The following is a 21,931-nucleotide window of genomic DNA, read 5'->3' on the forward strand; positions in this document are numbered from 1 at the left end:
AGCCCGCGTAGGGCGGATAAGCTTGCGCCATCCGCCGTATGCCAGCCACATCTGTCGGGTGGCGGCCATCCCTGGTCTGACCCGACCTACAGGCCACCATCCGGCGGGTGACGGCGCGCCCACCGCCGCGGCAAGCGCGGCGCTTGGCGCACGCGCCTGACCCGCCCTACGGGCTTGCTGAGCGCCTGAAGGCTTGCCGCGCCCAATCCCCCTCCGGCGGGAGAGGAGTTGGGGAGAGGGGGTCAAAGGGCGAAGATCGATGCCTTTTGCGACACCCTCACCGGGAGAGGGGCAAAGAAACCGGAGGTGGTCGATGAACCGCTCCACGCTACCACTTGAAAATTTACCACTACCCGATTCCGATACAGGTCCATGATCGGGATCTGCTCTATACTTCCCCTGCCTGTTTCAGAACAGAAGCCACCAGACGTTCGGACAGCCAGATTCCATGCCGCGTCATCCGCCCGATTGCCGTTTTCAGCACTACCGGGTAACCCTCGCGTTTCGCCCGAAGCAAGATTCCCAGCGAGCCAGTCAGCTTCAGGTCGCACAGGCGCGCAACCCGCCTTCCTGCTATCTCGTCGATGCAAACCGTGGGGATTTCATGGTCCAGCGCATACTGGATAACCGACGCTTCGCCGAGATCCAGGTTGTTGCGCAACAGCGGTGGAATCGTTGCAACGGGAGCCTCTGCGATCATCAGTCCATGTGCGGCATCGAACTGCTCGACCGCAAAGGTTGCGGCACCCTTCGCGCGGATCTCCACGGCAACTTCATATGGAACGTGCACAGTTCCATACAGACTGTCCAGCAGATGAAGATCATTCAGCGCGGCTGCCAATGCAATGATCGGCCCCGTGTTCATGACGATCTCCTTCTCGTTATGCATCTTCGGCATCGAGTGCGAGCTCTTCATCGCTGATGTCGATCATCGGCACGCCGTAGCGGTGGAGCTCCAACAGAAACGCCGCCCGATCCATACCGGCCAGTTGAGCCGCTATGCCGGAGGAGAGCCGCTTGCACTCGAACAGCTTCGCTGCCATTGCCATCCGGGCCTCGCGCTCGAATTCCTCAGGCGTCTCCTGCAGGAGATCAGGCAGGTTGTCGGGCAACGAGATGACTAGATTCATTTGACTTCGAAGTTTCGGATCACCGCATCCTAGATCTGCTCCGTGGACTCGAATCCCGCTCGATCCAGATCGGCAGTGTAACGATTTATCCGCTCAATGGCTTCCAAGATGTGCCCAAGATAGTCACCTGGACAGGGGTCGGCATGATTAGTCATACGGGTACTGCCTCGCTCAGCACCTTCTCACGGAAACTATCGGGAAGGGCGTTCGGAGTAAGCACATCTACCTCGACGCCGAGCAACTCCCCCAACTCGTAGTGGATCGCCCCAATATCGAAGAGCGTCATGTGTCCGTTGGGATCGATCAGAAGAGCAAGATCACTGCCCTCGTCATCCTTGCCATACAGCACGGATCCAAACACCCTGGCATTCCCTGCGCGGTGGCTTGCGATGATACGCCTGATCTCAGCCCAATGCCGTATCAGGGCTTGTGATGATTTCATGCTCTTTCATATCTTCTATGTAAAATTGCCGGAACCGTGGCCAAGCATATAGTGCCTCTGGATTAAAATCTTGCCCATCAGGCCACTCTAGGTTCCCTCCATCATTTAGCTTCACCCGACGAAAATATGCTGGATCTTTAAGCTGCTTCATCCATCCTTCGCCTATTACAGGCTCAAAATCGATAGTCTCTGTTTTTCCATCCTTAAAGGTAATATCAATTACATAGTCTGCTTTGATTTTAAAGCTCACTATTACCCATTTTTCTAAATCTGCCATGATTTTCTCCTAACTCAGAGGATCGATTTTTGAAAAGCTTGGAGTCGTTGTTGATGTGTTAAGCATACTCCAGTTTCGCCTTAGTTCATTCTTTCTAAGCTCAATCCATGCTTCTACGAGCTTTCTTTCCTTGTTTGGAAATCTGCCTTCTATCAACTCTGCTGTTTCTATATTGAACACCGCTTTTTGGCCGGCATAGTCAGCGTGTATATGGGGATAGTGATGCTTTCCACCTATTTCCCTATACATGTAAATTATGATTCCAAAGAACCTACATAATTCCGGCATGTCTATCTCTCTTAAGTTTCAGGTTGATCCGGTTAAGCTGAAGGAACCTTGAAAAATTCGGTAGTGTTTTAACTTCGTTTTTTCTGGTTTATAGGGTGTATCAAAAAACCCTGTAACAGGGAGTTTCTAAGATTAGACTTCTGACTGCATGTCGAGTTCAGTTGGGGTTCGTTCCTCACCTCAACCTACGCGGACTTTACTTGGCTAGCGCCACTGGATAGTTCGGATGCTTTGGATTGGCGATGAGTTGTCGTCGCCGAGGATCGACGACCAAATCCATTGCTTCCAAAGGCAATGCGCCCAATAAGGATTCATCACCAATCACAACCGCTTCCGTGACATAACTACGGTTTCCAAAGGCAACTTCGATTGGTGCGATTTTCGGTACTTTGTATTGATGACCATCGGCCAAAGTAACTACCTGCCGGCGCGCTTCGGTAAGCTCGAAGCCCAGCTGTAAAGCGACCTCCTCCGTGACGCAAAGAAAGGTTGCACCAGTATCCACTAATGCATTGATTTCCATACTCTGATAGTTGAAGAGATTAGTCAGATGAACGGTAGCATAGGTTAATCCCATAGCACCTACCCCTTTAGCAACACCTATGGCAAAAAAGTTTTGGCCTTGTCTTAAGGGCACCTTTTATCTTTTAAGAATTCGAAGCGCCGCCTCTCCATCAGGCGATGATTTCGTTGATGCCGATTTGTTACGCACTAATTGCCACCAGCGGCCCAACCTGATTCTTTGGTTCATGGACCGACAAATCGTAAGTAATGTAGGTTGGGGTGAGGAACGAACCCCAACATTCGATTCATCACCGCGTAGGCGGTCACATCAATGGCGGATAAGGAGACAAGCTGCCGAATGCGCTCGACAATCCAGCCGCGGCGGTGGTTGAAATTCAACCCGTAGGCTGGGTTGAGGAACGAAACCCAGCTTCTATGGGCGCGCTTGGTTTGCCGAGTCTCGTCCCTCGACCCAGCCTACGGGCTCAACTTGATTCTTTGGTTTATGAACTGATAAATCGTGAGTTGCCTGAAGGTTGAGCCAAAACTCCGGTGATGTATTAAAAGCCTGAGCAAGTAGCCAAGCAGTGTCAGGGGACACTCCCCGCTTACCCCTGATAATTTCATTAATCCGCTGCACGGGAATACCGATATGTGCTGCAATCGCTTTTTGTGACAATCCCATTGGTTCAAGAAACTCCTTGAGTAATATGATCCCCGGATGGGTTGCTAGTCTATGAGATGGTATCATATCGCTGTCTCCAATGATTCATTAATGATAGTCGATGATTCGGACTTCATGGGCGTTCGAGTCTTGCCACCGGAATACGATGCGCCATTGAGCATTAACGCGAATGCTATGGAAACCTTTGAAGTCTCCTTTCAGTGCTTCCAATCTGTTTCCAGGCGGTGATCTGAGATCATCCAACGACTGAACTGCATTGAGTACGTCCAGCTTGTAAAGCGCGGATGCAATGAGCTGCGAAGGTAGTCGCCTGACGCGAGCACTTGATATGCTGTGGTACAAATCCGATGTTGCTTGATTTCCAAATGACACGATCATGCGCAGAGATTAACGCTTTCACGGAATCCATGCAAGGGTTTCCGGCTTACGGTCTCGGTTTTCCATGGCCTACACGTTTCCCTTACAACTTCATGTAAGAATTCGCGCAAAAGAAATGAAGCCAGGGAATCGATCACTACTCGTGCGCTCAAGATAGTCCGTCTCGCAGTTCCCTTACCTGCTTTGCAAACCCCGGTAGGTCGGTTTCAATCGTGTCCCAGGCGATACCCAGGTCCACTTTGAAATAGCCATGTGCGAGGGCATTGCGCATTCGTATGCAAATCTCCAAGGCACATTCGTGTGTTCACGGGCGAATTCAGGATATCGCCGCTCGATATTGCGCGCAGCCTCGCCGATGATCTCGAAATTTCGGATCACCGCATCCTGAATCCGCTCTGTGGACTCGAATCCCGCTCGATCCAGATCGGCAGTGTAACGATTTATCCGCTCAATGGCTTCCAGGATGTGCCCGAGATAGTCACCTAGACGGAGGTCGACAGTATTAGTCATACAGGTACTGCCTCATTCAGTACCTTCTCACGGAAACTGTCGGGAAGGGCGTTGGAGGTGAGTACGTCCACCTCGACACCGAGCAATTCCCCCAGCTCCAATATCGAAGAGCGTCATGTGTCCGTTCGGATCGATCAGAAGATCAAGATCACTGTCTTCGTTATCCTCGCCATGCAGCACAGATCCAAACACCCTGGCATTCCCTGCGCGGTGGCTTGCGATGATGCGCCTGATCTCAGCCCAATGCCGTATCAGGGCTTGTGATGATTTCGTGCGCTGTTTCTCGCAAATAGCACCTACCCCTTTAGCAACACCTATAGCAAAAAAGTTTTGGCCTTGTCTTAAGGGTGCCTCGAATAATAGTTTTTTTCAAGGTGCCCTCACATCAAAAGGGAAACAAGAACCAGGTGAAGAGCGTTCATGGTAAAGCTCAGTGGGAAGGTGGGGCGAATAAAGTGCAATCCTGAATGATTTGGCGTTGTCCGGAGGGAAAAGATCCCTCCTGCGTCGGGACAAGGTTTGACGTGTTGCGTTCGACGTCCAAAGGCTCGTTGATTGTCTGCTTAGGTCATGCCAGCGTCTTAATGCAACCTACACCCATATCACCGCCCGTGCTGTCGGCCCACACGGACCTCGCTTTGGGTGTAGGTTGCGTTAGCCGCGCGGGAAAACACCTGGGGGAGCACGGCGTCGAACGCGGCGTAACGCAACACGACGCCCTCGCGGGCAACACCAAATAACGCCGAACAGGTGCAATCCTGAGTTATTTGGCGTTGCCCGAGGCAAACAAGATGGGTGTCCTTTTTTAGGATGGGAGTATCCGCAACTAATTTCAATCTTTCCTCGGCTGCTTTCAAATCACCACAACTAATCTCTTCAAGTGCGATCGTGGAAACATATCCGGTAAATTTAGGCAAATGATCCTGCCACCATGCTTGAGAAATGGCTTGCCGAGCGGCTACGATTAAGTCAGTGCTTGCACGAATAGTGCAATACCCAATCACAGAGGTTTCAATATACACTGATTCATTCATTTGGGATTAAATCTACGACTACGCTCCTTGCCGTAGAAGCCGGACTATGTACACCTATTCCATACTTATAATCATCAACTTGCGATTTAAACATCTTTATATGATAGTCGTAAATTGTAAAACGATAGCTTTTCTCGGCAATCAAAGCGTTATCTCTTCCATAAACTTTAAATGAAGCAATATATTCGCCTTTGGGAAGGTCGAAGTTCTCCTTGAAAAATTCTACGGCTTTGTCAACATTCTCCTCCTTTGCCTCATACCATCTCTTTTGACATGCCATATCTGAATTTCGTTGGCGTTCTTCAAGTATATCCAAACCTATCTTCATTCTAAGGTCATTAAATTTTTCTTGGGTATCTGGTGGTGTGTCAGGGCCGAATAATACATTTTCAGACCACTGATCACCTTCTTCTATATTCAACGATACAATTGGGTAAATTACACTACTGCTTTCTCGTTCTCTGTAATCTTTAGCCTCGTACTCCTTGCGTGAGCCGTCTGGTCTCTTGACAGACAAGACAACTTCTTCTACCTTTATTGGTCTATTCCCTACATTTTTTATATTGAAATAAACGCTGTAACTAACTATGCCGAATTTGTTATCTAATGCCATCCTTGCAGCTATTTCTATTTCGGCGCCCCAACTTGGAAACAATTTTGTTACGGGAGGAAATTGCGAAAGAACTAAAGCAATGAAGGCAATAACGGAAGTCCAGAAACCTGATGACCTAATAAATGACATTTGATTAGCCATAACAGTTTTTTAGATCGCATGCATACATTATTGCATTAGTATACGTGCAGTTTGGTACCGCAACTTCCTGCCAGTGTCACGCTACTTCCAGCATCACTTGCGGAGCTAACGGACGATCAAGTTGCAAACTCATTGCAACGAGCAACGCAAAGTTCACGAATAGGTAATCTAGTCTAAGTGGTAGACGCGATGCAACTTGATCTGGCGCGAGCAGAAACTAACCCCCCCAAATCAACCCCCCGCACTAGCCTTCGGCTTCCCCTGTTTCGACTCCCGAAACAGCAACGGCACCACTGTACCGAAATGGGACGCGAAATGGACTGTCAGGCCCTTACGCACATGTTCGGGTACTTCCTCGAAGTCACCCCGGTTGTCTTCCGGTAGGATGATTTCCTTGATGCCGGCGCGGCGGGCGGCGATGAGTTTCTCGCGCACGCCGCCGATGGGGAATACCTCGCCGGTGAGGGTGATCTCGCCGGTCATGGCGATGTGTCGCACCGGCCGGCTGCGGGCCAGTGAGAGTAAGGCGGAGGCGATGGTGATCCCGGCCGAGGGGCCGTCCTTGGGGGTAGCCCCGGCGGGCACATGGAGGTGGATGTAGGCCTTCTCGAAGAAGGCGGGGTCGGCGCCGAATTCCGCGGCCCGGCTGACCAGATAGCCGTAGGCGATCTCCGCCGATTCCTTCATCACGTCGCCGAGCTGGCCGGTGAGCTTGAAGCCACGGGTGAAGCTGTGGGTGCGCACGGCCTCGACGTTGAGGGTGGCGCCCCCCATGGCGGTCCAGGCCAGGCCGGTGACCAGGCCGGGTCCGGTCAGCCGCCGTTCGTCCCGGAACACGGGGCTGCCCAGGTAGTCCTTGAGGTCCTTTCCGGTCACCGTGATGGGTGACTCCAGGCCCTCGAGCAGCTTGACGGTGCCCTTGCGCACGATCTTGCCGAGCTGCTTCTCCAGATGCCGCACCCCCGCATCCCGGGCATAGCCTTCGATGAGGGCGCGCAGGGTGCGGGTATCGAGCTTGATCGTGCCCTTATCCAGGCCCGCTCGCTTGATCTGCCGCGGCAGCAGGTATTTCCTGGCGATCTGCAGCTTTTCCGAGGCAATATAGCCGGCGAGCTGGATGACTTCCATGCGGTCGAGCAAGGGGCCTGGGATGCTGTCGGTCTGGTTAGCAGTGCAGACAAACAGCACCTTGGACAGGTCGAAGCGCAGATCCAGGTAGTGGTCGAGAAAATCGCTGTTCTGCTCCGGGTCCAGCACTTCGAGCAGGGCCGAGGCCGGGTCGCCGTGGAAGGAGGCACCGATCTTGTCGATCTCGTCGAGCATGATGACCGGGTTGGCGGTGCCTGCGTCCTTCATGGCCTGGAGGAACTTGCCGGGCATGGCCCCGATATAGGTGCGGCGGTGGCCTTTGATCTCGGCCTCGTCGCGGATGCCGCCCACCGAGAAGCGGTAGAAGCGCCGGCCCAGGGCGTTGGCGATGGAGCGGCCGACGGAGGTCTTGCCGACTCCGGGCGGGCCCGCGAGCAGGATGATGGAGCCGGCGACCTCGCCCTTCATGATGCCTACCGCCAGGAATTCCAGGATGCGTTCCTTGACGTCCTCGAGCCCGTAGTGGTCCCGGTCCAATACCCGCCGAGCGCGCTTGAGGTTCAGCTTGTCCTTGGAGTGGCGGCCCCAAGGCAAGAGGGTGATCCAGTCCAGGTAGTTGCGGGTGACGGCGTACTCGGGGGAGCCGGTCTCCAGCATGGCCAGCTTGTCCATCTCCTCGTCCACCCGCTTTTGGGCCTCGTCGGTGAGGGTGAGTTTCTTGAGACGTTTGTTGAACTTGTCGCGCTCGGCGGTGCGGTCGTCCTTGGCGATCCCCAGCTCTTTCTGGATCGCCTTGAGCTGCTCGCGCAGGAAGAACTCGCGCTGCTGGGTGTGCATGCGTTCCTCGACCGCGCTGCGGATCTTCTGCTGGGCGCGGGCGAGCTCCAGCTCATTGTTGAGCAGGACCAGTACCTTCTCCATGCGCGGTAACAGCTCGACGGCCTCCAACACCTCTTGCAGCTGGTCCTTGGTGGAGGTGGTGAGGCTGGCCGCGAAGTCCGCCAGGTGGGACGGGTCTTCCGGACCGAAGCGGTCCAGAAACATGCGCAACTCTTCGACATAGAGGGGATTGAGCGGCAGCAGCTCCTTGATGGTGTTGATCACGGCCATGGCGTAGGCCTTGACCTGCTCATCCGGCGGCCCGTCAGGTTCGGCAAGGTAGTCCACGCGGGCCGAGAAAGGGGTCTTGGGGTTGACCAGGCCCTCAAGGCGGAAGCGCTGCACGCACTCCACCAGCACCTGGAGCATGCCGTCTTGCTCATTCACCCGATGGACCCGGCAGGCGGTGCCCACCGGGTGAAAGTCCTCGACGGTCGCCTCCTCGGCAGTCTCGTTGCGCACCAGGACCACGCCCAGGACCTTATGTTCGGCCTCGCCGACCGCCTTCAGGGTTGGGGCCCAGTGCCGGGCGCTCATAATCAGGGGAACCGCCTGTCCCGGGAAGAAGGGGCGCGCGGCCACCGGCAACAGATGGATGAGCCCGGGCAGGACCTGGTCGGCGCGGGCCAGGTCGCCCGCCTTGGGCTGATCGGACTGATCGGACTGTTCAATCCGCTCGGGCTGCTCGGGACTTTCGTTGGTCATCTGTGGTGGTGCCTGTTCAACCCTGATTTCGATGAACTAATTCAGGGCGGAACTTGAGTTTTGCAAGCGGCATTGGCCAGGCGCACGAAGGCCTCCACACTCAACTCCTCGGCCCGTTGCCCAGGGTGCAAACCCTGGGCCCGCAACAGCTGGGGGTCAACCAGGCCCCGTAGGCTGTTGCGCAGGGTCTTGCGACGCTGGCCGAAGGCCTGGGTTACCAGTCGCGACAGGCAGGCCGGGTCCCGCACCGGGTAAGGCAAGGGGCGGTGGGGGGTCAGGCGCACACAGGCGGAGTCTACCTTGGGGACCGGCGCGAAGGCGCCGGGACCGACGCGAAACAGGGGCTCGGCTCGGCAGTAGACCTGGATCATGACCGACAGCCGACCATAGACCTTGGAGCTTGGCCCGGCGGCGATGCGCTCCACGAGTTCCCGCTGGAGCATGAAGTGCATGTCACGGATACCATCCGCCTGGTCGAGAAAGCGGAACAATAAGGGAGTGGAGAGGTTATAGGGCAGATTGCCGACCAGCCGCAGCCGCTCGTGCGGACGCTCGTGCGGATACAGGGCGCAGAGATCGAAAGCCAGGGCGTCGGCATTGTGGATAGTCAGCTCGCCGAGGCCTGTGCACCGACGGGCCAAAGGCTCGATCAGATCTCGATCCAGCTCCACCACATCCAGCCTTCCCGCGGCCCGCAGCAGGCCGGTGGTGATGGCGCCGCGGCCGGGGCCGATTTCCACCAAACGCTCTCCCGGCCTGGGGTCTACGACCGACAGGATGCGCCGGATGGTGTTCGGATCGTGCAGAAAATTCTGGCCGAATCGCTTGCGCGGACGATGCTCCATGACCCCAGGGTAACAGCTTACACAGCTGCCAGTCGCCAGTCGCGTAGGTTGGGCAAAGGCGCGCGCTGCCGAGCCGGCAATCGAACCGATAGCCTATAGCGCGCCGTGCCCAACAGCGATGAATCGATGGGCACCCCAATATCCTTGTTGAATCCGCAGATTACACAGATTTCCGCAGATTCTTTTCGTTTGAGCCACATTGACTATAGGAAAGATCGGTTCATCCCCGCAGGCACGGGGAACACCATGGATGGGCACCACTCATCCTGGAATAGCTGCGGTTTCGGCAACCTCAGCCGGATACTCGGGCCAGAGGGCTTGAAATCTAAAATACCTCTATGAATCCAATAGCTTGTATCGAACATCTGAGATCCGATCTGCAATCAGGTTCCCGCTGCTTTGAAAATCAGTCAGTTGGGTGTAAGCTACGCTTGGTTGCAGACGATTTGGCTACACTGAGCAGGGCACGACCGGCAGGTTCCCGAAATTAGCCGCTAAGGCAATGTATTTAAACGAGAAAACCATGCACTGTCGCAGCCCCCTGAACTGCTGAGGCTATTGAGATCTGATTCGTGTTAATTCGTGGTCAAAAACGCACGCTCTTTTCAAAAAATCTGCGTAATCTGCGGATAAAAAAGCAAGCCATCCTTTATCCGCAGATTTTTCCTTTGCTCACTCTGCAATCGACATAAGTTGATCGACCGTCCGGTTCGCAGCTGAGCGCGTTCTGCGCGAAAAGCGGCGAAGCTCCGGTGGTTTCTGCTTGCAATCGGTCCTCATCTTGCAATCGGTCCTCATCAAGACAATAATTCCGTAATACGCACTCGTATTACGGAGCTAGGACATGACCATCTCCATCCGTCTCGATCCGGGATTAAAGACCGCGCTGCAACGGCGTTTGAGTGAACGCGACCTTCCATTGTCGGCTTTCGTGCGCCAGGCCATCAGCGAGAAGCTCGAGCGCGAGGGACAGGAAGCCGGTCCCTATGCCATCGGCGAGCATCTGTTCGGTCGCTACTCGAGTGGCGAGACCGACCGTAGCGAGCGGCGCAAACAGATCCTTCGAGAGCGGTTCCGTGAAAAGCATCGTGGTTGACAGCGGCCCGCTGATCGCCCTGTTCGACGGCTCGGATCGGTATCACGCACAAGCCGTCGCGTTCGTGCGGGATCTGCGCAGACGGCTGGTTACCAATCTGCCGGTCATCACGGAAGTCGTCTACATGTTGGATTTCGCACCGCAGGCCCAGCAGGATTTCCTGTTTTGGGGGGAGCAATCCCTGACCATCGACGTGGATACGACCGAGGATTTTCCCCGCATCCGGGCCCTGATCGAGAAATACCGCGACCTGCCGGCAGATTTCACGGACGCCTCGCTGATCGCCTTGTGCGAACGCCTGAAGATCAGGAGCGTAGCCAGTGTTGACAAGGACTTCACCATCTATCGGACCCGGGATCGCAAGGCCTTCCAAAACCTGTTCCTCGGCGCGTCACTCTGAATATCAAACCCGGGGAACGATCGATAACGACATTCTTTTTATCCGCAGGTTACGCAGATTCTCGGCCGGTTCCCCAGGCTCCAGCGTGGGAGCAGACCTTGTCCCGACGGAGGAGGGATCTGACGCTCCGGCGTCGATTAAGCGCCTTGGTAAGCTAACCGCCAACGCCTATCAGCATAGAGAAGCTGAGTCCGCTGGAGCGGATAAGACGGCGTTCCCGAGCGCGAACACGGGGGACGATTGATAACGACATTCTTTATCCGCAGATTACGCAGATTTCCGCAGATTCTTGCATTTGTTCACTCTGCAATCGGCGTAGTTTGAATGCATAATGAGTCGTGACGAACAAACATACGCGATCATTGGCGCAGCAATGGCCATGCACCGCGAGCTTGGACACGGTTTTTTGGAGGCTGTGTACCAAGACGCGCTGGCTATAGAGTTCGCTGAGCAGAACATTCCCTTCGCGCGTGAGGTTGAATTGTCGGTAGCATACAAAGGGAAAATCTTGAGTACCGCTTACCGTGCCGATTTTCTTTGTTACGAGGAGGTCGTCGTTGAGTTGAAGGCGCCGGGTCGTCTGACCGCAAAGGAAGAATCTCAGCTGATTCACTATCTGAGAGCAAGCGGAATAGAACGCGGGCTGTTGCTCAACTTCGGTGCCAAGAGTCTCCAGTATAAGCGCATGGTCTTTTCGGGAAATCTGCGCGAATCTGCGTAATCTGCGTAATCTGCGGATTAAAAAGGGTTTTTATCAAGTTACACACCACTTCGCAAGGCCAACCCATTCCGATGGTGTGTTTGATTGTTCTTTCAATCTGCAGATTGCGCAGATGAAAAACGAAACAATTTGTGACAATCTGCGTAATCTGCGGATAAAGCAGGTGCCCCCCATGTCCGACGAGAAGACCACCCACTTCGGCTACCGGCAGGTCGCGGTCGCGGAGAAGGCCACCCAGATACGGGAGGTCTTCGACTCCGTGGCCCCCCGCTACGACCTCATGAATGATCTGATGTCCTTGGGGGTGCACCGGCTCTGGAAGCGCCGGACGGTGGCGCTTGCGGGGGTACGCCGCGGCCAGCGGGTACTGGATCTGGCCGCCGGGACCGGGGATCTGACCGAGCGCTTCGTCGGCCTGGTGGGCAAGGAAGGCGCGGTGGTATCCACGGACATCAACGCTACCATGCTCGACCGGGGCCGGGACCGCTTGGTGGATTTGGGGCTTGCGGGCAACATCCACTACGCCCAGGCCAACGCCGAGGCCCTGCCCTTTGCTGCCGACCGGTTCGACTGCATCAGCATCGGCTTCGGCCTGCGCAATGTCACCCACAAGCAACGCGCCCTGGAGGAGATGTTTCGGGTCTTGCGGCCCGGTGGCCGGGTCCTGGTGTTGGAGTTCTCCCATCCCGCCAGCCTCCCCCTGCGCAAGGCCTACGACCTTTACTCCTTCTCGGTCCTGCCCGCCCTGGGTCGGCTGGTCGCCGGGGATGCGGACAGCTACCGCTATCTCGCCGAGTCCATCCGCATGCATCCGGACCAGGAGACCCTGCAGACCATGCTGGAAGCGGCCGGCTTCGAGCGCTGCGAGTTCTTCAACCTCAGCGGCGGCATCGTCGCCATTCACCGGGGCTACAAGCTGTGAACGCGGGTATGCCGATCCCGGACGCGGCCCTGGCAGCCCTGGAGGCGACCATCAATCGCTATCTCGCCCTCGATCCCGAGGGGGCGGCGCGGATCACCGACCTCCAGGGCAAGGTGATCCTGATCGAGGTGGCCGGCTTCGATACCCGACTCTATCTGATACCGGGTCCTGCCGGGGTGCACCTCTACGGTGACTATGCGGGCACGCCGGACTGTGTTCTGCGCGCCGCGCCCCTGGCCTTGGCCCGGCTGGGCGTCTCACGCCGGAAGGAAGATCGGCTCTTCTCCGGCGAGGTCCAGGTCGAAGGCGATACCCACCTGGCTCAGGCCTTCGGCGATTTTCTGAGTGGCCTGGAGGTGGATTGGGAGGAGCAGCTCGCACGGCTGGTGGGTGATGTGGCCGCGCACCGGATCGGCTCCCAAGTGCGCGCTGCGGGGCACTGGAGGCGACGCACCGCCGACACCCTGACCGAGGACGTCAAGGAGTACTTGCAGGAGGAGGCGCGCCTACTCCCCAGCCGCTATGAGGTCCAGGCATTTCTGGACGAGGTCGATCGGGTACGGGATGGCGTAGAACGACTCGCCGCCCGGATCGAGCGGCTGGCACAGCGGCGGAACGGCTCGACCAGCGAGCGGTGATCCCAGGGGCTGTTGATATAATCGTCGTGCCAACCACTAATAGGACAAGATTAACGGGATTTCCAGGATTAACAGGATTATTTTTCTTAAATAACAATTGTAACATCCTGTTAATCCTGAAAATCCTGTGAATCCTGTACTATTGGGAGACAAGCCCGGAGGTTGGGTTTACTCCTTGTTAAATGCCAACAGCCCCTAGAATGATCCGTCCCTCCCAGGCGATCCGCTGGCTCCACATCAATCTGGTGCTGCTGCGCCGGGGGCTGGATGAGGTCATCTTCTCCACCCATCTGTTACGGCCGCTCCGTTTCCTGCTCTACCTGTCGCCCTGGTTCTGGTTCCGCGGCAAGCTGCCGCCCTATCCGGTGCGTATCCGGCTGGCCCTGGAGGATCTGGGGCCTATCTTCGTCAAGTTCGGCCAGATCCTCTCCACCCGCCGCGACCTGCTGCCCGACGACCTGGCCGTGGAGCTCGCCAAGCTGCAGGATCGGGTCCCCCCCTTTTCCGGGATCCAGGCCCGCGCCCTGATCGAGCAGGCCTGGGATAAACCCCTGGAAGCGGAACTCGACGACTTCAGCGAGACCCCCCTGGCCTCGGCCTCCATCGCCCAGGTCCACGCCGCGCGCCTCAAGGACGGTCACGAGGTAGTGGTCAAGGTGTTGCGGCCGCGTATCAAGAAGACCATCCGGCGCGACATCGGTCTGCTCTATGTGATCGCGGATCTGGTCCAGCGCTACTGGAAGGACGGCCGTCGGCTGCGCCCGGTGGCCTTGGTCGCCGAGTACGAGAAGACCATTTTCGACGAGCTGGACCTGCAGCGCGAGGCCGCCAACGCCTCCGTGCTGCGGCGCAACTTCCTCGGCAGCGAGGCGATCTACATCCCGGAGGTCTACTGGGACCTGACCAGACCCAACGTCATGGTCATGGAGCGCATCTACGGTACCCCGGTGGGCGAGGTCGAGACCCTCAAGGCCCAGGGCATCGACATGCGCATGCTCGGCGAGCGGGGGGTCGAGATCTTCTTCACCCAGCTGTTCCGAGACAACTTCTTCCACGCCGATATGCATCCGGGCAACATCTTCGTAGACCCCGACGGGCGCTACATCGCCGTGGATTTCGGAATCGTCGGCAGCCTGACGGTGGAGGACCAACGCTATCTGGCCGAGAACCTCCTGGCCTTCTTCGATCGGGACTACCGCCGGGTAGCCGAGCTGCACGTGGAGTCCGGCTGGGTGCCGCCCGGGACCCGGATCGTCGACTTCGAGGCGGCCATCCGCACCGTGAGCGAGCCGATCTTCGAAAAACCCCTGGCCGAAATCTCTTTCGGCAACTTCCTGCTGCGCCTGTTCCAGACCGCACGCCGCTTCAACATGGAAGTCCAGCCCCAGCTGGCGCTGCTGCAGAAGACCCTGCTCAACATCGAAGGTCTGGGCCGCCAGCTCTACCCGGAGCTCGATCTCTGGACCACCGCCAAGCCCTTTATGAAACGCTGGATGAAGGACCGGGTGGGGCCCAAGGCGTTCCTGGCGCGGGCACGGAAGAACCTAGGCCCAGCCTCCGAACAGCTCCCGGAGCTGCCGCTGCTCGCCTACCGGGTGCTCACGGCCCTGGATCGGCACCAACTGATCCTCCACTGGCGCTCGGAGGAGCTGGCTAGGCTAGGCACGGAGCTCCGCGGCCAGCGGACGGCCCTGCCGGCGGCGGTAGGCGCCGCCGCCCTGATCCTGAGCGCGACCGGGCTCCTGCTGTTCGGACCCGGACAGATCCTTAGCCTTACCCTCGCCAAGCTACTGGCGATAGGGCTTTACACTGTCGCCGGTCTGCTGCTGATCCTGCGTTGGCGTTCCTGAACAAGCTGCAACCCAAACTTTCTTTATCCACAGATTACGCGGATTTCCACAGATTAAGAACGAAACAATCTGTGAAAATCTGTGTAATCTGCGGACTAAAAAGACGTCTTCGCAGGCAACACCAAATAACCCAGGACCGCGCCCAGACAGGCACGGCATCGAACGCGGCGTAATACAACACGACGCGAGGACTCGTTTTAACCAAACAGCTTCTTACTTCCGTGCGGACCGGCTTACCGCGGCCTCGGCGGTTATCCGAACGGCACGCTCCAGGACGCTGTGCGGGGTGTAGAAATGGGGGGAGAATCTGATCCCTCCACCGCGCCGGGCACAAATAACGCCGCTGCCTGTCAAGGCTTGGTGCAGGGTCTGATGGTCAGCACCGGGGACGCGGAAGGTCAGGATCCCGGCCCGACGCTCGGGGTCCCTGGGACTCAGCAGCTCGAAACCGTGGCCGTCGATCAGCTCGATGAGGCGCTGCGCGCGTTCGGCCACGGCGGCCCGGATGCGATCGATCCCGGTCTCCAACAGCAAGGACAGGCTGGCATCCAAGGCATGGACCCCGAGCATATTCGGACTGCCGCACTCGAACCGCCTGGCATCCGCGGCGGGGCTCCATTCCAGGCGCTCATAGTCGCCGCGGTGCTCTACCATGTGCCAGCCGTACTGATGCAGGCACAATTCCGGGCGCAGGCGCGGGTCCACATACAGCAGGGCGACGCCCTCGGGGCCCAGCATCCACTTGTGCCCGTCCGCCACCACGAAATCCGCCTTGGCGCGTTTCAGGTCAAAGGGCACGACACCTAGGCCCTGAATCGCATCCACACAAAACAGGATATCCCGACTGCGGCAGAAGTCCCCCAACCGCTCCAGATCCAACCGCAACCCCCGGGCGTACTGGACCGAGCTCAGGGCGATCAGACGGGTGCGCTCATCGCACAGATCCATAAGATCCGCCTCCGGCTGTGACGATGCATAGAGGTCGAGCCGGCGGTACGCAACGCCCTGGGTACCCAGGGACTCCCAGACGATGCGGTTGGATGGAAATTCCTGGGCGATACCGACGACATTGTCGCCCGATTTCCAATCGATTCCGTAGGCGATGACCGACAGGCCTTCGGAGGTATTCTTTACCAAGGCCACATCCGCCGGCGACGGGGCCTTGATCAGCTCCGCCAGGCGCCCGCGCAGCCGCGTCTCGGTCCTGATCCAACGCGCATAGTCAGCGGCGCCGCGCGTCCCGTTCTCTTGCGCGAACCGGGCCACCGCGGCGACAGTGCGCCTGGGCCAGGGGGCAACGGCAGCGTGATTCAGGTAGAGGATATCGGGGGAGAGAGGAAACTCGGAGTGCATCATCTTCTCTCTTTGGGGCCGGAATCACGAATTGACATGAATTGACACAAACTCAATGCCATTAAGTTAGCTGTTGGCCGCCTGTCGTGGTGGGTCGGAATACGAAAGAGAAAACTACGAAGCGCGCGAATCCATCCGTGAGGATTCGCGTGATTCGTAGTTTTCTCTCTTACTTTACTGATCGGTAACGCTTAACTTAATGGCATTGGACACGAACTTACTAAGGTTAATTAAACCTGCTCCCTTTCCGTACTTCCTGGGCCTTTTCCCCGTTGAGTATTCGGTCATATTCTTCATGATCGCCAATCCATACCCATATAAATCCACATTCATCCCCTATGGCAAGCGCCCGGTGATTTCTGCCGACACGAGCAGACCATAGTTTACCTGCTTTCTTAAAATGTAATGATGGATGCTTTGGGTTTTCCTTTAGCAAGTTATAATTTTTACGTGCGATCTCTTGGACTTCTTGAGGTAATGCGTAGAAGCAACGCCAAAATCGCGTCGTTGTTTTGTGCATTACAAATCGCTTAGTTTCCCCACTCTTTTCTCCGCGAGTGCCTCTTCTATCAAAAAATCGAGTCTTCCGGATTTGGAATCTATTTCGATTTCTCTATCCCACGCCTTCCAGTCATGCTCAGAAAACCAATGAACAAGCTTCATGTACTCTTTGCGGGGAAGCGCTTCTATATCAGTTTGTATTTCTTCGGCTGTTTTCATGTGCATGACCTCTTTTCAGAGCCTAACAGCTTACCAGATCGACGAAACCTGGTCTGTCCTTTACTGCCATATTTTCTCCCCTTATGACCGCGACTACGAATTGACACGAATCGGATTCGTGTCAATTCGTAGTTCTCCGGTCTGACCCAGTGCCCGTGACTACAGATTTCCGTAGACCGTCTCGATAAATCTCGTCTTCGACAAGGTCTCGAACCGGACCGGGATCTGATCGGTGTGGAGTAGGGTCTTGGCGTAGCCGAGTGCCACCTTCGCCTCCGGGTCGGCGCTGCCGAAGCTGCCGCCGTAGCCGTCATGGCCGAAGGCCCTCGGGTTGGGGCCAAAATACATGATCTGGTCCCTTCTCCCCGTATTTAGCTGATAGCCCCCCGCACGCGGAGTCTCCTGCGGGACGGCGGCGAATTGTTCCAACGTGACATCCGGAAGGTCCACACGCTGGGAGAAGACCTGCTCCAGATGCGTCTCCGATATCAGACGGCACCCGTCCACCTCCCCGACTAGCGCCGCGTAGTGTCGCGCCAGCGCCCGGGCGGTGGTACTGATGTTGGCGGCGGCTACTTGGGCAGATCGGACCTCCGGCCGGTTGAGGGCCTCGGCCAGGTCCAGGGGTACGCACTGGAGGGCCAAGGGGTCGATCGCGGGAGGCTCGCCGGTGAGCGGCTTGTCGAAGGGTGTCGCCATCCGGCCGTGCTCGGAGGCCGGTGTGCCCAGGTACATCTCGTTACCTATATGCAGAGGCTTGACGATCTCTTCCGCTACGATCTCACCGAGGCTCAGTCCGAGGCCGCGCACGATGCCCTCGGCGATCCAGCCGAACGTCAGACCGTGGTAACAGACCGTGGAACCGGGTGGAAAGATGGGCTTGAGGCGTGCCACCTCGGCCACGCACAGGTCCAAGTCCGCCCAGATCTCGCCGCTGGACTTGCCCGCGACCTGCACGGTCTGGGGAATGCCGGCCAGGTGATTGAGCGCCTGGGTAACGGAAACCGACCCCTTGCCGGCCTGAGCAAACTCAGGCCAGTACTCGGCCACGGGCCGCTCGTAGTCGATCAGCCCGCGCTCGGCCAGGATATGCACGGCACTGGCGACTACCCCCTTGGTGCAGCTGTAGACGGTGAACAGGGTATCTTCGCAGACCGGAGTCTCACGATCCTGCGATCGCCACCCCGCGACACAGTCCGCCGCCAGCTGACCCTCCACATAGACGGCGGCTTGAAGTCCCACCTCCTCGCCGGACTCCACCAGTTCATCCAGTAACGCCTGTACGGCACGCTGCAAATCTGCCATCGGATTTCTCCTTTCGTTGCCTTCTGGGCTTGGTCTGTTAATGTGCCACAAGAGCCGTGAAAGGGATACCGAGGTAGAGAACTCAAGTTATGGGAAAGCACAATTTCGTGTATCTACTGGCGGGACTTGACATCTATGTTTCAATTTATAATTATGGTTCATAATCTCGACTACTTCGGCATTTGCAAAATCCAGTTGCCGCAGAAGATGCATAGGCAGGAACCCTAACCTATCTGGTCTTACAGATTCAACCCCGAATCTTTTAATAATTTCCGAAGAGTTCCTTTTTTAAATCCTTATTCCCATGTACCGGTACTGTTAATATCCCTTCTCTGTCGGATTTTGTATAAATGTGATGACTTCCACGAACATGCTGTAACTCCCAACCATGTTGTTCCAGAAATTTACAAAAGGTTTTCCCCGAAACCGTTTTCATAACTCCATTTCCATGGATTGAACTTTTTCGCTCGATTGACATCTTTCAGACGCAATTTCCAGCCAACCTAGTGCCGCTTCTTTAATATTCATTAAAGTCTCCTCTATCGTTTCTCCTTCGGATACACAACCGCGTAAAGCCGGTACTTCCGCCCAGTACCCGCCTTCTTCAGCTTCATGAATCAAAATTTTCAACTTCATATGAAACTCCTGTATTTATATGTCACTCTGTTTTGCCGCTTTCTTCGCAAACAGCATGTTACGGGTATCTTGAGAAGGAGACCTCGAAAAATCCCTCCCACAGGATTTTTCAACTTGCGAAGTCAAGCCTGCAATTTCGATTTCGCTCCATTACAAGCTCATTCACCAGCCGGATTCCGCACATTGAATTCCACCTTCCAATGCTCCGGACCATCGAGGGGCATGGCCTCCAGGAGTAAGGTACCGACCTCAGTCACCGAGGCGCGCAGGTGCACCGGGACCACTTCTCCCGGTGCCCGAGTCTGTGCGGGCAGGTAGGCCTCGATCTCTTCGAGCTCCTCGACCTCTGCGGCGGACCAGTCATCGAGCAGATCCCCGACCTGATCCTCGCGGCGCACTGAGGAGCCAAAGAAGCGAAACCTGACCTGCTCGGCGACCACCAGGCCGAATTCCTGGGGTGGAATCTCGGCTTGGGTACCTTCTTCCATGCCGAAGGGGGCCAGGCACAGGGCATGAATCCGCGGCTCCAGCCCAGGCACGGCGGGCGTAGCGCTCTCCACACCCACATAGTAGGAGCGGGCGGTGCCGCCGCGGATCCGGACCCCCTTGCCACGTCGGACGTAGCCGTAGTAGGAGGCCCCGCGGGCTACGGAGAGGTCGAGGTCCCCCCCGACGAGCAGACGGGCCGGCGGAGCACCGTCCGTTGTCAGCCAGTCGTTGAGCACCTTCATCACCCGCTCGGCGAGCAGGTTCGCCTTAAAGACCCCGCCGTTGAACAACACGGCCGTCGGATGCAGGAAGCTGCCGTCGCCGGCGGGCCCGAATCCGGACAGGTCTTCCGTGGCCCCGATCTGAATCCCGAGGAAGGCAGCCAGGTGGCGGGTAACGGCCGCGTCCTGGGCATAGGGTAGGCCAAGCTTGGTCAGCGCCGTGCGCGCGCGGGCGGCCGGGCGTGCACTCACCGGAACCTCGGGGAAAAAGCCTTCGACCAGGGTGCGCCTGATCTCCTCGCCCCTCAGCTCGGTGCGGATGCTGCGGTCAATGAGGCGGGTCCCGCGGCTGGGCACCACGATGGGCACCGCCTCCAGGTCCGGATCCACCAGCAGCGCCTCCTTGGCCTGGCGGCAGCCGTGGGTGAGGGCCTGAACCTGCCAATGGTCCAGATCGGTCCCTGCGGCGGCGAGCTTGCCCTTGACCAGATGTGCCAGCGCCAGATCCATGTTGTCGCCGCCGAGCAGGATGTGTTCGCCGACGGCGACCCGGGTCAGCTCCAGCGCACCTTCTCGTTCCGTAACTGCGATCAGGGACAGGTCGGTGGTGCCACCGCCGACGTCGATGACCAGGATGATGTCGCCGACGCGCACCTGGTCGCGCCATTTCCCCGCGCTGTCGTGGATCCAGCTATAGAGGGCTGCCTGGGGCTCTTCGAGCAGGACCAGGTGTTGGAAACCGACGGCTTGGGCCGCCTCGGCGGTCAGCTCGCGGGCGGCCGGATCGAAAGAGGCCGGAACCGTTACCGTGACCTCCTGGTGCGCCAGGTCGTGATACGGGTGGGCATAATTCCAGGCGTCGCGCAGATGCTCCAGATAGCGGACCGAGGCCTCGTAAGGCGAGAGTCGCGGTACCTCAGCTTCCGGTGCCCCCGGCGGCAGCACCGCGCTGCGCCGATCGATCCCTGGATGACACAGCCAGCTCTTGGCGCTAGAGACCAGACGGATGGGGGTGCGGGCCCCGATGGAACGCGCCATCTCACCCAGGATTCGGTCTCCAGTGTTGCCCCAGGGCAAGACCAGATCGGCTATCGCCAGCTCGTCCGGGTGGGGGAGATACAGGAACGAGGGCAGCAGGGGCAGGGCAGCGACTGAACCGGGTCCCGTCAGCTGGGGCACCGGCATCATCTCCTGAGCGACCTGGTCCCACTCGCTATGGTCCAGGTCGACGTAGGACAGGGCGCAATGGGTGGTTCCCAGATCGATGCCTACGGCATAGCGTGCGTCACTCACAGCTCGACCTCCGCAGGTGCCAGAATGGTCAGATCATGGCCGGCAGCGACCTGGGGCAGCCTGGTCTCCGTGACCTGCCAACCCCTGTGAACTAGACTACCGGTGAAGGGTGCCTGGCCGACGACGTTACCCGTGAGCTGCACGGCGGACGCGTCGAAGCCCTCCGTCAGCGTCACTCGGGTCCCCTCCGCTTCGGCGCGCACAGCCTCGATGGTGAAGTGCTGCCCCAGGGTCTTCTTGCACCCCTCGTGCACGACGCGCGCGGCGGCGCCGACCTCGGCGTCGGAATAGGTGCCCACGTCTTCTTCGAGAAAATCGATAAAGCGCCCCTCCTGCTGGAGCAGACCCAAGAGCTGCAAGCCCGCATTTGGTTCGGCCGCCTGCAGGCGCGGAACCTCTGGGCCTGGGGCGTCCGGAGCAGTGGTCGAGCCGCCCGCCCGGAGTGCAGCTATTCGGCCGGCGAAGCGGGCATCGACCAGGATACGCCGGCAGGTAGCCAGCGCGAGGATAAGTCGGCTGAATACCGAGGGTTTAATACCCCATTTCGCCTTATTTTTCATTCTCAGAGCCCCCTAAACCCGCCCAGGCAAGGCACAGCGCGCAGGGAATAGCCTACGCTCTTGCCAAGCGCTGTAACGCCGCCTTGGCGCGTTTGGAGGGCTCCCTTCGGGCGCGGCGAGAAGCGGCCATCTGCGTTGTTGCGCGAGCTTGAAAGAGGACCGGCTATTCCTGCGCTCGCGCGCCTCGCATCTGACCGCTTCTCGCCT

General features: G+C 57.7%; 27 protein-coding genes and 1 pseudogene. 6 read left to right on the top strand and 22 right to left on the bottom strand.

Features of this window, described 5'->3' with window-relative positions; all coding sequences use genetic code 11:
- Positions 1-388 precede the first annotated feature (388 nt).
- The 14 genes and pseudogenes from BQ17_RS03015 to rsmA all read right to left on the bottom strand — a co-directional run bounded on the left by BQ17_RS03015 (position 389) and on the right by rsmA (position 9,520).
- Positions 389-889 (bottom strand): PIN domain-containing protein, encoded by a 501-nt coding sequence (locus BQ17_RS03015; RefSeq protein ID WP_176722268.1) that lies wholly within the window; start codon positions 887-889, stop codon positions 389-391.
- The gene (locus BQ17_RS03020) at positions 882-1,130 is read right to left on the bottom strand and encodes a UPF0175 family protein (protein ID WP_089724234.1); all 249 of its coding nucleotides are present in this window, start codon (positions 1,128-1,130) and stop codon (positions 882-884) included. Before BQ17_RS03020 ends, BQ17_RS03015 begins: the two co-directional genes overlap by 8 nt.
- A 151-nt stretch (positions 1,131-1,281) precedes the next feature.
- Positions 1,282-1,572 (bottom strand): nucleotidyltransferase family protein, encoded by a 291-nt coding sequence (locus BQ17_RS03025; RefSeq protein ID WP_089724235.1) that lies wholly within the window; start codon positions 1,570-1,572, stop codon positions 1,282-1,284.
- Complete coding sequence (locus BQ17_RS03030) at positions 1,535-1,849, bottom strand: DUF2442 domain-containing protein (RefSeq protein WP_089724236.1); 315 nt, start codon at positions 1,847-1,849, stop codon at positions 1,535-1,537. The genes BQ17_RS03025 and BQ17_RS03030 overlap by 38 nt, the downstream gene beginning before the upstream one ends.
- A gap of 9 nt (positions 1,850-1,858) precedes the next feature.
- Complete coding sequence (locus BQ17_RS03035) at positions 1,859-2,137, bottom strand: DUF4160 domain-containing protein (protein WP_089724237.1); 279 nt, start codon at positions 2,135-2,137, stop codon at positions 1,859-1,861.
- Between the two features lie 196 nt (positions 2,138-2,333).
- The gene (locus tag BQ17_RS03040) at positions 2,334-2,774 is read right to left on the bottom strand and encodes a clan AA aspartic protease (RefSeq protein ID WP_133511773.1); all 441 of its coding nucleotides are present in this window, start codon (positions 2,772-2,774) and stop codon (positions 2,334-2,336) included.
- 300 nt (positions 2,775-3,074) lie between these two features.
- A complete protein-coding gene (locus BQ17_RS03045) occupies positions 3,075-3,392 on the bottom strand; it encodes a HigA family addiction module antitoxin (protein ID WP_089724239.1) in 318 nt (105 codons plus the stop codon).
- A 21-nt stretch (positions 3,393-3,413) separates the two neighbouring features.
- Positions 3,414-3,704, bottom strand: a complete 291-nt coding sequence (locus BQ17_RS03050; protein WP_089724240.1) for a type II toxin-antitoxin system RelE/ParE family toxin — start codon at positions 3,702-3,704, stop codon at positions 3,414-3,416.
- 148 nt (positions 3,705-3,852) lie between these two features.
- Positions 3,853-3,975, bottom strand: coding sequence for a HepT-like ribonuclease domain-containing protein (locus BQ17_RS23070; RefSeq protein WP_256091456.1), 123 nt, complete (start codon positions 3,973-3,975; stop codon positions 3,853-3,855).
- Between the two features lie 74 nt (positions 3,976-4,049).
- Positions 4,050-4,214: pseudogene (locus BQ17_RS23075) on the bottom strand (HepT-like ribonuclease domain-containing protein); the annotation flags it as partial.
- Positions 4,215-4,816: 602 nt separating this feature from the next.
- Entirely contained in the window at positions 4,817-5,248 is a 432-nt protein-coding gene (locus tag BQ17_RS03065; RefSeq protein WP_089724241.1) for a PIN domain-containing protein, read from the bottom strand.
- Positions 5,241-5,990, bottom strand: coding sequence for a hypothetical protein (locus BQ17_RS03070; protein WP_141699061.1), 750 nt, complete (start codon positions 5,988-5,990; stop codon positions 5,241-5,243). The genes BQ17_RS03065 and BQ17_RS03070 overlap by 8 nt, the downstream gene beginning before the upstream one ends.
- A 243-nt stretch (positions 5,991-6,233) precedes the next feature.
- Positions 6,234-8,675: an endopeptidase La gene (gene lon / locus BQ17_RS03075; protein ID WP_089724243.1), complete on the bottom strand. Its 2,442-nt coding sequence runs from the start codon at positions 8,673-8,675 to the stop codon at positions 6,234-6,236.
- Positions 8,676-8,716: 41 nt separating this feature from the next.
- Positions 8,717-9,520: a 16S rRNA (adenine(1518)-N(6)/adenine(1519)-N(6))-dimethyltransferase RsmA gene (gene rsmA, locus BQ17_RS03080; protein WP_089724244.1), complete on the bottom strand. Its 804-nt coding sequence runs from the start codon at positions 9,518-9,520 to the stop codon at positions 8,717-8,719.
- An 844-nt stretch (positions 9,521-10,364) separates the two neighbouring features.
- On the opposite strand from rsmA, the gene BQ17_RS20110 reads away from it, so the two are divergent.
- From BQ17_RS20110 to ubiB, 6 genes are all read left to right on the top strand, one after another.
- Positions 10,365-10,616: a hypothetical protein gene (locus tag BQ17_RS20110; protein WP_141699062.1), complete on the top strand. Its 252-nt coding sequence runs from the start codon at positions 10,365-10,367 to the stop codon at positions 10,614-10,616.
- Complete coding sequence (locus tag BQ17_RS03085; protein ID WP_176722267.1) at positions 10,597-11,016, top strand: type II toxin-antitoxin system VapC family toxin; 420 nt, start codon at positions 10,597-10,599, stop codon at positions 11,014-11,016. Before BQ17_RS20110 ends, BQ17_RS03085 begins: the two co-directional genes overlap by 20 nt.
- 331 nt (positions 11,017-11,347) lie before the next feature.
- Positions 11,348-11,737: a GxxExxY protein gene (locus tag BQ17_RS03090; RefSeq protein WP_089724246.1), complete on the top strand. Its 390-nt coding sequence runs from the start codon at positions 11,348-11,350 to the stop codon at positions 11,735-11,737.
- A gap of 172 nt (positions 11,738-11,909) precedes the next feature.
- Entirely contained in the window at positions 11,910-12,659 is a 750-nt protein-coding gene (gene ubiE / locus BQ17_RS03095; RefSeq protein WP_089724247.1) for a bifunctional demethylmenaquinone methyltransferase/2-methoxy-6-polyprenyl-1,4-benzoquinol methylase UbiE, read from the top strand.
- Positions 12,656-13,297: a ubiquinone biosynthesis accessory factor UbiJ gene (locus tag BQ17_RS03100; RefSeq protein WP_089724248.1), complete on the top strand. Its 642-nt coding sequence runs from the start codon at positions 12,656-12,658 to the stop codon at positions 13,295-13,297. Before ubiE ends, BQ17_RS03100 begins: the two co-directional genes overlap by 4 nt.
- A gap of 200 nt (positions 13,298-13,497) precedes the next feature.
- Positions 13,498-15,147: a ubiquinone biosynthesis regulatory protein kinase UbiB gene (gene ubiB, locus BQ17_RS03105; protein WP_089724249.1), complete on the top strand. Its 1,650-nt coding sequence runs from the start codon at positions 13,498-13,500 to the stop codon at positions 15,145-15,147.
- A gap of 213 nt (positions 15,148-15,360) precedes the next feature.
- Here ubiB and BQ17_RS03110 read toward each other — a convergent pair whose 3' ends face one another.
- The 8 genes from BQ17_RS03110 to BQ17_RS03145 all read right to left on the bottom strand — a co-directional run bounded on the left by BQ17_RS03110 (position 15,361) and on the right by BQ17_RS03145 (position 21,724).
- Positions 15,361-16,500 carry an aminotransferase class V-fold PLP-dependent enzyme gene (locus BQ17_RS03110; protein ID WP_089724250.1) on the bottom strand — a complete coding sequence of 380 codons (1,140 nt, stop codon included), beginning with the start codon at positions 16,498-16,500 and terminating at the stop codon, positions 15,361-15,363.
- Between the two features lie 226 nt (positions 16,501-16,726).
- A complete protein-coding gene (locus tag BQ17_RS24560) occupies positions 16,727-17,020 on the bottom strand; it encodes a ParE family toxin-like protein (protein ID WP_089724251.1) in 294 nt (97 codons plus the stop codon).
- Positions 17,020-17,220 carry a hypothetical protein gene (locus BQ17_RS03120; RefSeq protein WP_089724256.1) on the bottom strand — a complete coding sequence of 67 codons (201 nt, stop codon included), beginning with the start codon at positions 17,218-17,220 and terminating at the stop codon, positions 17,020-17,022. Before BQ17_RS03120 ends, BQ17_RS24560 begins: the two co-directional genes overlap by 1 nt.
- A 159-nt stretch (positions 17,221-17,379) precedes the next feature.
- Entirely contained in the window at positions 17,380-18,525 is a 1,146-nt protein-coding gene (locus tag BQ17_RS03125; protein ID WP_089724252.1) for a serine hydrolase domain-containing protein, read from the bottom strand.
- A 262-nt stretch (positions 18,526-18,787) separates the two neighbouring features.
- Positions 18,788-19,003, bottom strand: a complete 216-nt coding sequence (locus BQ17_RS03130) for a type II toxin-antitoxin system HicA family toxin (RefSeq protein WP_369406454.1) — start codon at positions 19,001-19,003, stop codon at positions 18,788-18,790.
- The gene (locus BQ17_RS03135; protein WP_089724253.1) at positions 18,958-19,161 is read right to left on the bottom strand and encodes a type II toxin-antitoxin system HicB family antitoxin; all 204 of its coding nucleotides are present in this window, start codon (positions 19,159-19,161) and stop codon (positions 18,958-18,960) included. The genes BQ17_RS03130 and BQ17_RS03135 overlap by 46 nt, the downstream gene beginning before the upstream one ends.
- Before the next feature lie 158 nt (positions 19,162-19,319).
- The gene (locus tag BQ17_RS03140; RefSeq protein WP_089724254.1) at positions 19,320-21,164 is read right to left on the bottom strand and encodes an Hsp70 family protein; all 1,845 of its coding nucleotides are present in this window, start codon (positions 21,162-21,164) and stop codon (positions 19,320-19,322) included.
- On the bottom strand, positions 21,161-21,724 hold the full coding sequence (locus BQ17_RS03145; protein WP_089724255.1) for a DUF2760 domain-containing protein: 564 nt from the start codon (positions 21,722-21,724) through the stop codon (positions 21,161-21,163). The genes BQ17_RS03140 and BQ17_RS03145 overlap by 4 nt, the downstream gene beginning before the upstream one ends.
- Positions 21,725-21,931: the final 207 nt, after the last annotated feature.

The sequence above is a fragment of the Candidatus Thiosymbion oneisti genome (assembly GCF_900092655.1).
GTDB lineage: Bacteria > Pseudomonadota > Gammaproteobacteria > Chromatiales > Chromatiaceae > Thiosymbion > Thiosymbion oneisti.